The following is a 15,078-nucleotide window of genomic DNA, read 5'->3' on the forward strand; positions in this document are numbered from 1 at the left end:
AAATTCCCTCATTATTAAAATTAATCAACGTTCAACGGTGGAACATCCCGCCCCTGACGTTGGTAGAAATCGGTCACGAAGCTCTCTAATTTACCCTCTTCGATAGCCTTACGTAAACCAGCCATTAAGCGCTGATAATAACGAAGATTATGAATGGTATTGAGACGCGCCCCCAAAATCTCGTTGCAACGATCGAGATGATGCAGGTACGCGCGAGAATAATTGCGACAGGTATAGCAATCGCACTCGGAATCGAGCGGGCTGGTGTCACTCTTATGCTTCGCGTTACGGATTTTCACCACGCCATCGGTAACGAACAGATGACCGTTACGCGCGTTTCGGGTTGGCATAACGCAGTCGAACATATCAATGCCGCGACGTACGCCTTCCACCAGATCTTCTGGTTTACCCACACCCATCAGGTATCGTGGTTTATCCGCCGGGATTTGCGGGCAGACATGCTCCAGAATGCGGTGCATATCTTCCTTCGGCTCACCCACAGCCAAACCGCCGACAGCGTAGCCATCAAAGCCTATCTCTACCAGACCTTTAACCGAGATATCGCGTAAATCTTCGTAAACGCTGCCCTGGATAATGCCGAACAGCGCATTTTTGTTTTGCAGGGAGTCAAAACGGTCGCGGCTACGCTTCGCCCAACGCAGGGACATCTCCATAGAACGCTTGGCGTAGTCCCAGTCCGCTGGATATGGCGTACATTCGTCGAAGATCATTACGATATCGGAGCCGAGATCGTACTGAATCTCCATGGATTTTTCTGGATCGAGGAAGATTGGATCGCCGTTGATCGGGTTACGGAAGTGTACGCCCTGCTCAGTGATCTTACGGATATCGCCCAGGCTGAAGACCTGGAAACCGCCGGAGTCGGTGAGGATGGGGCCTTTCCACTGCATGAAGTCGTGCAGATCGCCGTGGAGCTTCATGATCTCCTGGCCTGGACGCAGCCACAGGTGGAAGGTGTTGCCGAGGATAATCTGTGCGCCAGTGGCTTCAACTTCTTCCGGCGTCATTCCTTTTACGGTGCCGTACGTGCCCACAGGCATAAACGCGGGGGTTTCTACCACGCCGCGATCAAACACCAGACGACCGCGACGCGCGCGACCATCGGTGGTATCGAGTTCAAATTTCATTTTTTCTCCGACGTCAGAAAAACAGTCCAACGTTGTAACACAGTGCCGCGGACTTATTCCCCGACACGCTCATTCAAAGCCTGCGGATTGTACGTGATAAACATCGCGTCACCGTAGCTAAAAAAGCGATATTTTTGTTCTACCGCAGACTTGTAGGCGTTCATCGTATGCTGATACCCCGCAAACGCGGAAACCAGCATAATCAGCGTCGATTCAGGCAGATGGAAGTTGGTCACCAGCGCATCAATGACTTTGTACTGATAGCCCGGGTAGATAAAAATCTGCGTATCGCCAAAGAACGGTTCAATCAGCTCGCTTTTCGCGGCCTGCGCAGCGCTCTCAAGGGAACGTACCGACGTTGTACCGACGGCCACGACGCGGCTACCGCGCGCTTTCGCCGCCAGCACCGCATCCACAACCTCCTGCGGCACTTCGGCATACTCAGAGTGCATGATGTGATCTTCGATGCTGTCCACGCGCACCGGCTGGAAGGTCCCCGCGCCGACGTGCAGCGTCACGAAGGCCATCTCAATGCCCTTGGCGCGCAGCTTTTCCAGCAGCGGTTCATCAAAGTGCAGGCCCGCCGTTGGCGCCGCCACCGCACCCGGCTTCTGGCTGTAGACGGTCTGATACAGCTCGCGGTCGGCCTCTTCGTCCGGGCGTTCAATGTACGGCGGCAGCGGCATGTGGCCGATGGCGTTGAGGATATCAAGCACCGTGCGTTCGTCGTTGAACTCCACCTCGAACAGCGCGTCGTGACGCGCGGTCATGGTCGCTTTGATGCTCTCGTCATCCCCCAGCAGCAGCTCCGCGCCCGGCTTCGGCGCTTTGGAGGCGCGAATATGTGCCAGAATACGTTTATCATCGAGCATACGTTCGACCAGCACCTCAATCTTGCCGCCGCTGGCTTTACGGCCAAACAGACGCGCCGGGATCACGCGGGTATTGTTAAAGACCAGCAGATCGCCAGGGTTGAGCTTGTCGAGCAGATCGGTGAAAGTACCGTGCGTCAGCGCGCCCGTTGGCCCGTCCAGTGACAGCAAGCGACAGCTGCTACGCTCAGGCATGGGGTAGTGAGCAATCAGGGATTCAGGTAGTTCAAAGGAGAAATCGGCGACGCGCATGACGTATACTCGTGACTTAAAAACAGGCGGCATAGTCTAGTGCTCACACCCTTTTGCTGCAACAACTAGCCGCCACCGGACAACGAAAACGCATGAATTTTCTCGCTCACCTGCATCTCGCTCACCTCGCGGACAGCTCCCTCTCCGGCAATTTGCTGGCCGATTTTGTACGCGGCAACCCGGCGGAAGCGTATTCCCCTGAGGTTGTCGACGGAATTTTTATGCACCGCCGCATCGACGTGCTGACCGATAACCTGCCGGAAGTGAGGGAAGCCAAAACCTGGTTCCGCCCCGAAACGCGACGGGTGGCGCCGATCACGCTCGACGTCATGTGGGATCATTTCCTGTCGCGCCACTGGTCGCAGCTGTCGCCTGATATGTCGCTGCCTGAGTTTGTGCGCTACGCCCACGCGCAGGTGTCGATCATTTTGCCGGACTCCCCGCCGCGCTTTGTAAATCTGAATAACTATCTCTGGTCTGAACGCTGGCTGGAGCGATACCGCGAGATGGATTTCATTCAGAACGTCCTGAACGGCATGGCGAGCCGTCGACCGCGTCTGGACGCGCTGCGCGACTCATGGCATGACCTGGATGAACATTACGATGCGCTGGAAACCCGCTTCTGGCAGTTCTACCCGCGTATGATGACGCAGGCGAAAAATAAAGAACTGTGATGCCGGTATGATTGATAGGTAAAAGCTGGTGGAACGATTGTTACCACCTCTTTGTCTTATTCCCGTACTGCCTCTATACTGGCCCGCGTTGCGTTCCAAATAACCTTAGTATCTACAGGAGAATCATATGGTTCTGGTAACTCGTCCGGCTCCGGATTTTACAGCTGCCGCCGTTCTGGGCAATGGTGAAATCGTTGAAAACTTCAACTTCAAACAGCATACCAACGGTAAAGCGACCGTTCTGTTCTTCTGGCCAATGGACTTCACTTTCGTTTGCCCGTCTGAGCTGATCGCGTTCGACAAACGTTACGAAGAATTCCAGAAGCGTGGCGTGGAAGTGGTTGGCGTCTCCTTCGACTCTGAATTTGTACACAACGCATGGCGTAACACCCCTGTCGAAAACGGCGGCATCGGTGCGGTGAAATACGCGATGGTTGCGGACATCAAACGCGAAATCCAGCAGGCTTACGGTATCGAACATCCGGACGCTGGCGTTGCACTGCGTGGTTCTTTCCTGATCGACGCAAACGGCATCGTTCGTCACCAGGTTGTGAACGATCTGCCGCTGGGTCGTAACATCGACGAAATGCTGCGCATGGTTGACGCGCTCCAGTTCCACGAAGAGCACGGTGAAGTGTGCCCGGCTCAGTGGGAAAAAGGTAAAGAAGGTATGGCGGCTTCCCCAGACGGCGTAGCTAAATACCTGTCTGAGAACGTATCCAGCCTGTAATCGGCACGGTTTACGAAAAAACCCGCGAATACGCGGGTTTTTTTATGGCTTATGCTGCGCCGTCTTTTTTTACCTCGCGCCAGATGCGCCATGCCATACCCGCAAGCACCATCACCCCCGCAATCAGTACGCCCCAGACCATCAGCGTTTTCATTCTGCTTTCCTGCTCAGCCGCAGACGTCGCGGTTAAACGCGCCTCGCCCCCCAGCGGGACAGGTTCCAGCGTATCCGCCATCGGCAAGGCTGCCAGATCGTAGGTTTTACGCAGTTCGGTCGGGATCAGCATATCCGTCTCCACGCTCGCCGGTTTCGCAGCCCCGTTCCCCCACGCGAGCAGGTACGGCCCCTTCCCCTGCGCGTTAAACACCAGATCGTAGCGCACGCGCTGCCCTATCACGCCTGGCAGGTTCTCGGGCAGTCGCGCATTGAGGGTCTTAATTTTTACCGCCTCGACCAGCCCGCCCGGGAGCGGAACAGGTTCAGCCGTTTTGCCGCCGAGCTGGTAGATCACCTCTTTTTTCAGCGTATGCCATCGATCCTTGTCCGCCCCCCGCCAGGCTATTTCTGCCGGGAGAACGCCGTCGCCATTCAGCATGAAGGCGATCGCACTCAGAGGCTGCGGATGTTTCCAGCGCCACACGGCTTCGCTTTCGGATAACCGCTCCCCCTCTCCCGCCAGGCTAATGTGCTCTGATTCCGGCGGCGCAGACGCGTTAATCGCGTTGACGCCGGTTAACGTCAGGGCAGAACGTCCCGTGTTCAGCACCAGCAGCAGATAGCGATTCGCCTCAGGTGATAACACCAGATCGGTATCGATGCGGTCGAGCTTCAGGCGCTCCCGTCCACTCATCACGTCCAGCAGGGGCATCTCTTCGCGCAAGGTATACCAGTTTTTCAGATCCTCGCTGTAATAGACCGATGCCGTCCCCTGCCACGAGCCCTGCGGCGTGTCCCAGAAAAGCTGGAGCTGAGAGAGCGGAACCTCCGTCGCGTTTTCCGGCAGGGTCAGCAGATAGTGCTGTCCGGCAGCCGCAGCGTGTTGCCCTTCCAGCACAATTTCCACGCCGTTTCTGGCCCGTAGCATAATTTTATCGCCGCTGTCCTCTTCCCCGCCCGGCGAGGCGTTAAGCGCAAAAAGGCGCAGCGCCGTGGTGGTCGGTGCCGGCTGCGGACGCGTCGTAGTAACCAGGCTGAACGGTACAGGCTCGCCCGACTGATTAAACACGCGCACGTCGCGCAGATCGGGCGATGTGCTCTGCTGATAAATCGCCAGCGGCAGCATGACCCGATACCACGGCGAAGAGGCAGAGGTATCAAGGGACAGGCCGTAGGCATAATCCCGCGGGGATTCCGCTGGCGCGCCCTCGCTGAATGCCGGACCGGCCATGGCCAGCAGTGCTGCACAAACAACCGCATTCATCCATTTCATTTTTCTTCTCCTGCTTTAGGCGGTAGCGGCGAGAAATAGCCCACAATCAGGACCAGGATCGCCACGCCAATAAACGCGACGGCGCGCGCCAGGCCGCCACCGCCCGCGCTGTCCACCAGCATCAGTTTGAGCATGACCACCCCCAGCAGCGCCGCACCGCCAAGCCACTGCTGACGGGAGGCCTGACGGGTGGCGCGGATCATCACCACCAGCGCGCAGAACATCCAGAACAGGGCAAAGGTGGTCTGAATAAGCCGCGAATGCCACAGTGATTCCATGTTCCAGGCCACCTCGCCGTACCACGCCAGCGCACGCAGCAACGCGCCGTTGAGCCACCAGAAGCCAAGCGCCATCAGCACAACGGCGGGCCACGGTCGGGACTGCGCAAGCGATGCCGGATAGTAGCGATCCACTGCCCGATAAAATACTACCAGCCCCAGCAGCGCGAACGCCGCCCCTTCCTCAAGCGGGTTCACCAGCGGCAGCCAGGTCTGTCGATAGACCACACCGTCCTGGAAATTGGTCACGACCAGCAATACCACCAGCGCCACAACCACAGGGATCGCGGCAAGGCAGGCGTAGAGCGCAGGCCATACCCGGAAAGGCCACCCGCGACGCCGTACGGCCGCGGAGAGCGCCATAATCACCCCACCGCCGACAGCCATCGCAATGCCGCTTCCCCAGGCCGCCATGCCCCATGGCAGGGAGCGGGCAAACCAGTAAAGCTCGGCGGCAAGGGCGAGTAAAATCATCCACAACAGCGACAGATGCAGCCCCATTGAGATGCGCGGCAGAAGTTTATCTTCGTCGCGCCGCAGCAGCATCAGGGCGGCAGGCAGCGCGATAGCCCAGGCCAGATTTGCCCAGCCGGCCGCCAGAATCTGCTGGTGCGAGACCTGATACAGCACCATCAGCAGCATCACCGGCCACAGCAGCCATTTGCTGGCATCCAGCTCCCACCATGCCAGACGAGCGGCAGCCTGCCGCCATCCCCAGGTCGACGCCGCCGTCAGCGCCAGCACGCCTGCCAGAAGCGATAACTCCTGCTTCAGGAACAACTGCGACGCGCCCAGCAACGCCACTAACCAGAACAGCAACCCACCGGCCAGCAATGCCCAGCTGCCCGGCAGCGCGATTTTCTGCCACAGCCAGGCCGCAGCCAGCCAGCAAAGACTGAGCACTGCGAAAATAAGCAGGAGGCTCAGCGAAGTGACGCCGTCCATTTGCGCCCATATCGCGCTGCCGAGCGCCAGCACCAGCAACGCCGTCCCGCTATAGCTCATGCGCCGCTGCTGCTGTTGCACGCCCAACCAAAGAATACCCAGCCCTTCCAGCGCCCAGGCCATCGCCGTCCAGCGCGCTGAAAGCGCCAGCGGAATGGCAAGCGTGGCAAACCCGCCGCCGATCGCCAGCGCCGCCATAACCAGCGGTCGTCCGATGGAGGGGTAACGCCGCAGCGCGAGAAACGCCAGCGAGAGGTAAAACGCACCATAGCCCAGCGCGCTTAGCGCCGGGCCGTACGTCCAGTGAGACGTCATGCCATACTGCATCCCAAAACCAATCAGCGGCGGAGCAAACAGCAGTACGCCGTCAATAATCTGTTTGCCTTTTTCCTGCGCCCGCAGCGACAGCGCCACGCTAAACACGCCAAAAATAAGCGTATTGGCAATCAGGAACAGCTGACAAATAACATAGTCTTCCGGCTGGTAGTCGCTCAGTCCCCACACCCCGCCAACGCCAAACGTGAAGAGCAGCCCGAGCAGGTTGAGCTCGCGCCAGTGCTGCCAGATGCTGATGACGAGAATGCCGATGGACAGCAGGAGATAGAAGGAGAATAGCGCCACAAAGCTACCGCCCCCGGTAGACAGGAGCAGCGGCGCAAGATATCCGCCGAGGCTCGCCAGCATGGCAAGGCTCAGCGCCTTTTGCAACACGGCCAGCCCGACGCTCGCCGCGCAAATCACCACCAGCAGCGCAAACGCCAGCGTCATCGGCAGCATCTGCCACAGCCGGAATGCGCCAAAGACGGTCAGATAAAGCACGCCGGTCGCTCCGCCCTGGAGGATCAGCGCGTAGATCCGCTGCCTGTGCCGCAGCCGCCATCCAACGGCCAGCAGAACCATGGCAAACAGCGCCGTGGCGGCAAGACGCAGCTCAAGCGGAAACAGTGAATGTTCAACGGTATAGCGCAGCAGGAAAGAGAGTCCGAGGAAGAGCAGTACAATCCCCAGTTTTGCCAGCGGATTGCCCTGCATAAACCAGCGCGTCAGCGAGGACAGGATGCCGCCAAAGGCGGAAGGACGTTTTGCCGCCGGTACAGGCACAGGCTCTGCTTCAGTGACGGGCGGTTCGGGACGCCAGGGATCGACAGGTGCGTTAACGGCCTCAGATACCGGCGCTGGCGTCTCCACCGGCGCGGCGGTCTGCACCTGCTCCGGTGCTTTCTCAGCCATACTACGCTGCTCGAGCGCCTCAATGCGCTGGCGAAGCCGGGCGATCTCCTGCCGCGCCGCCGTGCTTCGGTTAAAGCCTATCACCGCGAGCACGGGTGCCACGACCAGCGCAAAAACCAGGAACAAACAGCCAAGGATGTAAAGCTCGTCCATGTTTCCACCTTCACCGTAAACGATCCGTTAAGATTGACACAAATCGTTGCATTTGCGCCATCTTAAAAGGTGAAAACCATTCTGCCTGCGCTTAGCTGCCGAACCAGACCGCAGCGGAGATCGCTGGCAGCGTGAGCACGCTCCCCTGGAACGTCGCTTTACCCTCTTTGCTCTTCCACATTTTACCAGCCAGCAGCGGTGAATCTTCCAGCACGACTTCACACGCCTCGCCCCGGTTGATCGCCACCAGCACGCGCTGCTGGTTATAGACGCGGACAAACACCACCACGTTATCGTGGGCGTACATCACCTGACAGCCCCCGTATCGCAGGGCCTGGCTCTGCTTGCGCAGCGTCGCCATGCGCTGGTAGAGGCTGAACAGATCCTTATCCTGCTTTTCAGGCTCCCACGGGAAAGTTTTACGGCAGAACGGATCGTTGTTGCCGTCCAGCCCGACTTCATCGCCATAGTAGATGCAGGGTACGCCCGGCCAGGTAAAGAGCCAGGTCACCGCCAGCGGCAGACGCGCCACATCCTTACCCAGCAACGATTTAAAGCGTGCGGTATCGTGGCTGTCGAGCTGGTTAAACATCCGCAGCTGCTGCTGATGCGACAGGCCAGCGCGATAGTTTTCCATCCACGCCATGCAGGTTTCGGCGTCAATATGCTGCGGATCGTAAGAGATATCGGTGTTAGCGAGGAAACCCCACAGCGGGAAGGTGAAGCCGCGATAGTTCATCGCCGCGTCTTCTGCATCAGCCTGCAACCACTGACGCGCGTCGCCAAAGTGCTCCCCGAAGACGAATGCTTCCGACCGGGCCGCTTTTGCCGACCGGGTAATGGCGGCGACATGCTGAAGGTTATTCCGCGCCCCGCCTGCTTCACCCAGCATATGCACCACGTCCAGCCGCCAGCCGTCCATGTTCCACGGCGCTTTCAGCCAGTGGCGCACGATGCTGTCGTCGCCGCCGTAGATCTCATTCACCAGCGATGGCGACTGGAAATCGAGCTTCGGCAGGCTCGGGTAGCCCAGCCAGTCCAGGGCGCGGCCATTCTCGTCAAAACTGTACCAGTCACGCTGCGGTGAGTCCGGATTATGGCATGCGCCGCCCATCGACTGATTGTGACGGTCAAACCACGCATGAGAATCACCGCTGTGATTGAACACGCCATCAAGGATCAGGCGCATACCCTCTTTTTGCGTGTTGTGCCGCAGCCGCAGCAGCGCTTCGTCACCGCCAAACTGCTCGTCAACGTGGCGGTAGTCCTGCGTATCGTATTTGTGCACGCTTGGCGCTTTAAACACCGGGTTCAGGTACAGCGCCGTCACGCCGAGCTTTTTCAGGTACGGCAGTTTTTCGCTGATACCGTCGAGATCGCCGCCGTAAAAGGTCGATCCCCCCGCCTGGGCGGTCAGCGGCTCGTCCCATTTTTTCAGAATGATGTCGTGACCGACCGCATGATGGTAATAAACCTTGTCCTGATCGACGGTGCGCTTTTCACTGCGCGCAAAGCGGTCCGGGAAAATCTGGTAAAAGACCTGATCGTTAACCCACTGCGGGCCGTTATCCGGGTGATCCACGGCAAACTGCTCCAGCCTGGCCGGAGGGAAACGGCTGAAACCCTGCGGGGTAAACCACAGCTGGCGGTTGTTCCACAGCAGCTTGAAGCCGTAGCGGCGACGCGGTTGCCCGCTGCGCAAATCGATATTTGCCCGCCACGCCGTGACGCCCGGCTGCGGCTGGCTGCGCACTTTGTGCATTTTCAGCGACGTTTCTTCGTTATCCACTTCGGCGCGCAGGGTCACACGTTCAGGCTGATTGTCCCCTGCCAGCCAGAGCGTAATCACAAGGTTGTCTTTGTTTTGCTTAACAAATGGGGCAACCGGAAGGTGCCAGGCGTTTAACATCACGAATCCCCTTTGATGAAATTGACGTCACCTTGCCACAGGGTGATTAAGGATAGCTCACCATGATGGGATTTATTGGGGGAGGAGGACGGGGGAGGAGGCATCAGTGCAGCCTGATGCCCTCACCCTAACCCTCTCCCACGGGGAGAGGGGAAAAGAATGTTACTGTGCTTCCGCCAGCTGACGATCGCGGCGACATTTAAACATCCAGCCCACCAGCAGCAGGACGATCCACGCGAAGCCCACGTACAGGGAAATACGGGTATCCGGGTGATAACCAATCAGGCCAATGATGAAGACCAGGAAGATCAGACCGACAATGGTCGTTGGCACGCCGCCCGGCACTTTAAACTTCAGCGCTTTGGCCTCTTCTGGCGACAGGCGGCGACGGAACGCAATCTGCGACAGCAGGATCATGATCCACACCCACACGGTGGCGAAGGTCGCCAGTGACGCAATCACCAGGAAGACGTTCTCCGGCATGATGTAGTTCAGGTAAACCGAGAACAGCAGCGCCACGGTCATGACCAGCACCGTTACCCACGGGGTGCCGCGACGCGACGTTTTGGCAAACACCTTCGGCGCACTGCCCTGCTCCGCCATGCCGTGCAGCATACGGCCCACGCCGAACACGTCACTGTTGATGGCCGACAGCGAGGCGGTCAGCACCACAAAGTTGAGAATGCTGGCGGCAAACGCAATGCCCATATGCTGGAAAGTCAGGACAAACGGGCTGCCGTTGGTGCCCACCTGGTTCCACGGGTAGATGGACATAATCACAAACAGCGTGCCCACGTAGAACACCAGGATACGCATCGGCACCGAGTTGATGGCGCGCGGAATAGACTTCTCCGGATCTTTCGCTTCCCCGGCGGTGATGCCGATAATCTCGATTCCGCCATAGGCGAACATGACCATCTGGAGCGACATGACCATCCCGAGCCAGCCGTTGCTAAAGAAGCCGCCGTTGCTCCACAGGTTATGGATGCCGGTTGGCTGCCCACCGTTGCCGATACCCCAGATGATGATGCCGAAACCGGCGAGGATCATGATGATAATGGTCGCGACCTTGAAGAAGGAGAACCAGAACTCCAGCTCGCCAAACACCTTCACGCTCATCAGGTTAACGGCGCAGATAATCAGCACCACGCTCAGCACCCAGATCCAGTGCGGCACGGCAGGGAACCAGACCCCCATATAGATGCCAAACGCCGTCACATCGGCAATGGCGACAATCAGGATTTCAAAGCAATAAGTCCAGCCAGTGATAAACCCGGCCAGCGGGCCTAAGTTCTCTTGTGCATAGCGTGAAAACGAGCTGGCAGACGGGTTGTGAACCGACATCTCCCCCAGCGCACGCATGATGATATAGGCCGCGGCACCGCCGATGATGTAGGCCAGCAGAACGCTTGGACCGGCCATTTTGATGGCATCTGCCGAGCCATAAAAAAGACCGGTGCCGATAGCCGAGCCCAGCGCCATAAAGCGGATGTGGCGGGTGCTCAATCCACGTTTAAGTTTGTTAGTGCTTTCCATTAAAATCTTGCCATTCAACACGAAAAAAACAAAAAACCACGGGGCCTTAAGCCCCGTGGTTAAACAATTTGTTGCCGTTGATTAATGGGCGTTGGATGTCACCTGACGCCCGGCCGCACGGTCCCAGATAATCGCAAGAACCAGCGCTACAACGGAAGGCATCAGCCAGGCCAGGCCCTGCTCGGACAGCGGCAGACGCTGTGTCCAGGCTGGCAGGATTTCTGCAAATGCTGATGCTTTGATCCCGTCAAGGATACCAAAAATCAGGCTGATAAACATGGCCGGCGCAATAATTCGCGTCGAGTTATGCCACCACGGGCGGGTGAAGCTCAGCACCACCAGCACGATACATGGCGGATAGATAGCCGTCAGCACCGGAATTGACACCTGGATCAGGTGGCTCAGACCGAGGTTTGACACCGCCATGGAGAAGATGCCGAGGATAAACACCAGCGTGCGGTAAGAGAGCGGCAGATACTGAGCGAAGAACTCCGCGCAGGCGCAGGTCAGACCCACCGCCGTCACCAGACAGGCCAGGAAAATCAGCGCCGCCAGCAGCATACTGCCTGCACCACCAAAGGTGCGCTGCACGTAAGCATGCAGGATCGCCGCGCCGTTTGCGCTCTGATCGACCAGCGTTGCGCTATCTGAACCCAGACGGAACAGCGCCAGATACAGCAGCGTCAGGCCGACACCGGCCATCAGGCCAGCCCAGATAGTGTAACGAGTCAGCAGGCGCGCTTCGGTCACCCCACGGGAACGCGCGGCGTTAACGATAACAATACCAAACACCATCGCGCCAAGCGTATCCATCGTCAGATAGCCGTTCACGAAACCGTTTGAGAACGCCGCGTTCTGGTAGGCGTCCATCGCGGAGCTGATGGGCCCCGCAGGCCAGACAATGGCCGCAACCGCCAGCACAATCAGCGCCACAATTTTCAGCGGTGCCAGGAAGTTACCCACGGTATCCAGCAGTTTGCCGGGATAGAGAGAAACCAGAATCACGATGGCGAAGTAAATGAGGCTGTAAATAAACAGTGGCATCGCGCCGTCACCGGTCAGCGGGGCGATACCCACTTCAAAGGAGACGGTCGCCGTGCGCGGGGTCGCGAACAGCGGGCCAACGGCCAGATAGCAGACGGTTGCCAGCAGAACGCCAGCCACTTTGCCAATCGGGGTGCTGAGGCTGTCCACACCGCCACCGACTTTCGCCAGCGCGATAACGGTCAGTACCGGCAGGCCCACGGCAGTAAGCAGGAAGCCAAACGCAGCCGTCCAGACGTGTTCACCCGCCTGTAAGCCAACCATTGGAGGAAAAATGATGTTACCTGCGCCAACGAACAGCGCAAATGTCATAAAGCCCAGCGCGATAATGTCACGCGATTTCAAGTGATGGGTCATAAAACCTTACTGCCTGTGGATGTGGTGTTGAATACGTTGAGATTTTCGCCATCCCTGATGGGACGATACAGCGGAAAATTTGCTCAATTTCAGCGGGATATGCTCCCGTCCTGGCGTGGCGAAGAATAGTTTTTCGATTTACCACGCAAATACAGTCGGTCTGACAGTATATGGGGGGCAATTTAAACGCTTATAACGTTTAAAGGCAAGAAGGGATCGTAAAACCAGAACAATATGCCAGCATGAAAATCCAGACCAACATAATATGCCATGTATAAGAAAAACTCATGGCTAATCATGCGAACAAAAAAGCACCAGCCGTATAATATTCATCCGCGTTTCGCTTGACTGCAAAGCAAACGGGCCAGCAACGCTGGCCCGTGGAAAGGTAGCCTGACACACACGCTGTCAGGCGCTTTTTTTGGCAATTAATCGTTCCGGAATCACGAAGCTAAAGCGCGTGCCCTTACCGAGGGTGCTTTCGATATTGAGCCGGCTTTCGTGGTGGCTGACGGCATGCTTCACAATTGCCAGCCCCAGTCCGCTTCCGCCGGTCTGCCGCGAGCGCGCCTTATCCACCCGGTAGAACCGTTCAGTGAGACGCGGGAGGTGTTCAGGCCCAATCCCCGGCCCGTTGTCCTCGACGCTAAACTCAGCGCCCGCCGGGGTATGCTGCCAGCGCACCGCGATATGCGTCCCTTTCGGGGTGTGATTCACGGCGTTATAGATCAGGTTTGAGATAGCGCTTCGCAGCTCATCTTCACTGCCGAGCACTTTCAGCGTGTTATCAACGTCAAAACTCAGGGTGTGCTGATTATGACTCAGCGTTTGGGCTTCGCGCTCCACCACCCGCAACATCATCGGCACATCAATGATGTCATTTAGCGCCAGCGACGGGGCAGCCTCAATTTTTGAAAGCGTCAGCAGCTGTTTGACCAGCCCTTCCATGCGGAACGTCTGCTCCCTCATGGTATGCAGCGCTTTCTCACGCGGCGCCCCCTCAAGCGTTTGCTCCTGCATCATCTCCAGGTAGCCCTGAAGCACCGTCAACGGCGTACGCAGCTCGTGGCTGACGTTGGCAAAGAAGTTACGTCTCGCGCCCTCAAGCTGGTGCATCTGGGTAACGTCCCTCGCCACCATCAGCCACTGCCGATCGCTGTAGGGCATCACGCGGATCTCCAGATGGCGACCGTTATTGAGCTTCAGATTGTGCGGGCGCGAAAAATCCCGCTTTTTCAGATACAGCGTGAACTCGGGATAGCGCAGAAGGTTGAGGATGTTCTGACCGTTATCATCCGGCCAGCGCAGGCCCAACAGCTGTTGCGCGAGGCCATTACACCAGAAGATGGTCCCTTCTTCCGTCGTCAGGATCACCGCGTCCGGCAGCGACTCCGCACCGCTACGAAAGCGTTTGATCAGGCTTCCCAGCTCACGACGGCGCTTTTTATTACGCATCTGCATCTGGTGCAGGCCGTAGAGAAGCGGTTCCCAGCTCCCGCTTCCCGGCGGAGGTGTCATACTTCTGTCGACCCACAGCCACCAGGAAAGACGCAGTAAATTCCAGAAATGCCAGACGAGCAATCCCGTCACGGCCACCAGTAAAAACCACGGCAGATAGCCAAAGATAGCCCCCAGAATGAGGGCCGGAATACAGCATAAGATCAGTTCAAAGACGAGCCTTTTCCATGACAGACGTTCCAGCACGCGTCACACTCCTGTCATTGTTCAGAAACGGGTCGAGAAGCGATAACCCGTGCCGCGGACCGTCTGTACCATGCGATCGTGGCCGCTCAGTTCCAGTGCTTTACGCAGGCGGCGAATATGGACGTCAACCGTTCGGTCTTCGACATAGACGTTAGTTCCCCAGACGTTATTCAGCAACTGTTCGCGGCTGTAAACGCGCTCCGGGTGGGTCATAAAGAAGTGCAGGAGTTTAAATTCGGTGGGGCCCATATCGAGGGGATTTTCACCGGTCATGACCCGGTGCGAGGTAGGATCCAGGCTCAGCCCCTGCATCTCAATCACCTCTTCCACCGCCATCGGTGAAATACGGCGCATCACGGCTTTGATACGCGCCACCAGCTCTTTCGGGGAGAACGGTTTGGTGATGTAATCGTCCGCGCCGGTTTCCAGACCGCGCACGCGATCCTCTTCCTCGCCGCGCGCCGTCAGCATCACCACCGGGATATCACGGGTCATCGCCTCGCGTTTGATATGCTTGATAAACTGCAATCCGGAACCGCCAGGCAGCATCCAGTCCAGCAGGATCAGATCGGGCCAGGGTTCATTCAGCTGGTTCACCGCGCTGTCATAATCTTCCGCTTCAACCGGCTGGAAGCCATTTTGTTCAAGCACGAAGCACACCATTTCACGGATCGGAGCTTCATCTTCTACGACCAGAATACGTCTCGCCATACTTTGCCCTGTCTTATCGTATTTAAGTTACAAGTCTGTAATGCGGCGTCATTATGCGTCAGATTTATGACAGATTTATGAAAAACATTACCACTATAAATGGCAA

General features: G+C 57.7%; 11 protein-coding genes. 2 read left to right on the top strand and 9 right to left on the bottom strand.

The genetic code is table 11. The annotated features are described in order from the left end of the window. Window positions 1-20: 20 nt before the first annotated feature. Both tgt and queA read right to left on the bottom strand, forming a co-directional pair. Window positions 21-1,148: a tRNA guanosine(34) transglycosylase Tgt gene (gene tgt / locus ACOTXD_RS07890; protein ID WP_003859110.1), complete on the bottom strand. Its 1,128-nt coding sequence runs from the start codon at window positions 1,146-1,148 to the stop codon at window positions 21-23. A gap of 53 nt (window positions 1,149-1,201) precedes the next feature. Continuing rightward, window positions 1,202-2,272, bottom strand: coding sequence for a tRNA preQ1(34) S-adenosylmethionine ribosyltransferase-isomerase QueA (gene queA, locus ACOTXD_RS07895; RefSeq protein WP_006809916.1), 1,071 nt, complete (start codon window positions 2,270-2,272; stop codon window positions 1,202-1,204). A 92-nt stretch (window positions 2,273-2,364) separates the two neighbouring features. Between queA and acpH the strand changes: the two genes are divergently transcribed. After that, a complete protein-coding gene (gene acpH / locus ACOTXD_RS07900) occupies window positions 2,365-2,946 on the top strand; it encodes an ACP phosphodiesterase (RefSeq protein WP_022650455.1) in 582 nt (193 codons plus the stop codon). Between the two features lie 127 nt (window positions 2,947-3,073). Continuing rightward, window positions 3,074-3,676, top strand: coding sequence for a peroxiredoxin C (locus ACOTXD_RS07905; protein WP_003859113.1), 603 nt, complete (start codon window positions 3,074-3,076; stop codon window positions 3,674-3,676). Window positions 3,677-3,725: 49 nt separating this feature from the next. Here the strand turns inward: ACOTXD_RS07905 and ACOTXD_RS07910 are convergent, their stop codons facing one another. The 7 genes from ACOTXD_RS07910 to phoB form a co-directional block, all read right to left on the bottom strand. Continuing rightward, on the bottom strand, window positions 3,726-5,105 hold the full coding sequence (locus ACOTXD_RS07910) for a DUF3999 domain-containing protein (protein ID WP_061855957.1): 1,380 nt from the start codon (window positions 5,103-5,105) through the stop codon (window positions 3,726-3,728). Beyond that, window positions 5,102-7,711: a DUF2339 domain-containing protein gene (locus ACOTXD_RS07915; RefSeq protein ID WP_061855958.1), complete on the bottom strand. Its 2,610-nt coding sequence runs from the start codon at window positions 7,709-7,711 to the stop codon at window positions 5,102-5,104. Before ACOTXD_RS07915 ends, ACOTXD_RS07910 begins: the two co-directional genes overlap by 4 nt. Before the next feature lie 91 nt (window positions 7,712-7,802). Further along, the gene (gene malZ, locus ACOTXD_RS07920; protein WP_061855959.1) at window positions 7,803-9,620 is read right to left on the bottom strand and encodes a maltodextrin glucosidase; all 1,818 of its coding nucleotides are present in this window, start codon (window positions 9,618-9,620) and stop codon (window positions 7,803-7,805) included. A gap of 162 nt (window positions 9,621-9,782) precedes the next feature. Beyond that, window positions 9,783-11,156, bottom strand: coding sequence for a proline-specific permease ProY (proY, locus tag ACOTXD_RS07925; protein ID WP_003859117.1), 1,374 nt, complete (start codon window positions 11,154-11,156; stop codon window positions 9,783-9,785). An 81-nt stretch (window positions 11,157-11,237) separates the two neighbouring features. Beyond that, window positions 11,238-12,557: a branched-chain amino acid transporter carrier protein BrnQ gene (gene brnQ / locus ACOTXD_RS07930; protein ID WP_061855960.1), complete on the bottom strand. Its 1,320-nt coding sequence runs from the start codon at window positions 12,555-12,557 to the stop codon at window positions 11,238-11,240. Between the two features lie 408 nt (window positions 12,558-12,965). Then, entirely contained in the window at window positions 12,966-14,261 is a 1,296-nt protein-coding gene (gene phoR / locus ACOTXD_RS07935) for a phosphate regulon sensor histidine kinase PhoR (protein WP_032657349.1), read from the bottom strand. Window positions 14,262-14,282: 21 nt separating this feature from the next. Continuing rightward, window positions 14,283-14,972: a phosphate response regulator transcription factor PhoB gene (gene phoB / locus ACOTXD_RS07940; protein WP_003859122.1), complete on the bottom strand. Its 690-nt coding sequence runs from the start codon at window positions 14,970-14,972 to the stop codon at window positions 14,283-14,285. Window positions 14,973-15,078 lie beyond the last annotated feature (106 nt).

Source organism: Enterobacter cloacae complex sp. CDL013, from assembly GCF_049238805.1.
Classification (GTDB): Bacteria; Pseudomonadota; Gammaproteobacteria; order Enterobacterales; family Enterobacteriaceae; genus Enterobacter; species Enterobacter hormaechei_C.

What these genes read in the sequence shown, in the direction of transcription:
- phoB (WP_003859122.1), bottom strand. Translation starts at nt 14,972, where the DNA reads ATGGCGAGACGTATTCTGGTCGTAGAAGATGAAGCTCCGATCCGTGAA.
- ACOTXD_RS07915 (WP_061855958.1), bottom strand. Translation starts at nt 7,711, where the DNA reads ATGGACGAGCTTTACATCCTTGGCTGTTTGTTCCTGGTTTTTGCGCTG.
- brnQ (WP_061855960.1), bottom strand. Translation starts at nt 12,557, where the DNA reads ATGACCCATCACTTGAAATCGCGTGACATTATCGCGCTGGGCTTTATG.
- acpH (WP_022650455.1), top strand. Translation starts at nt 2,365, where the DNA reads ATGAATTTTCTCGCTCACCTGCATCTCGCTCACCTCGCGGACAGCTCC.
- ACOTXD_RS07905 (WP_003859113.1), top strand. Translation starts at nt 3,074, where the DNA reads ATGGTTCTGGTAACTCGTCCGGCTCCGGATTTTACAGCTGCCGCCGTT.
- proY (WP_003859117.1), bottom strand. Translation starts at nt 11,156, where the DNA reads ATGGAAAGCACTAACAAACTTAAACGTGGATTGAGCACCCGCCACATC.
- queA (WP_006809916.1), bottom strand. Translation starts at nt 2,272, where the DNA reads ATGCGCGTCGCCGATTTCTCCTTTGAACTACCTGAATCCCTGATTGCT.
- malZ (WP_061855959.1), bottom strand. Translation starts at nt 9,620, where the DNA reads ATGTTAAACGCCTGGCACCTTCCGGTTGCCCCATTTGTTAAGCAAAAC.
- tgt (WP_003859110.1), bottom strand. Translation starts at nt 1,148, where the DNA reads ATGAAATTTGAACTCGATACCACCGATGGTCGCGCGCGTCGCGGTCGT.
- ACOTXD_RS07910 (WP_061855957.1), bottom strand. Translation starts at nt 5,105, where the DNA reads ATGAAATGGATGAATGCGGTTGTTTGTGCAGCACTGCTGGCCATGGCC.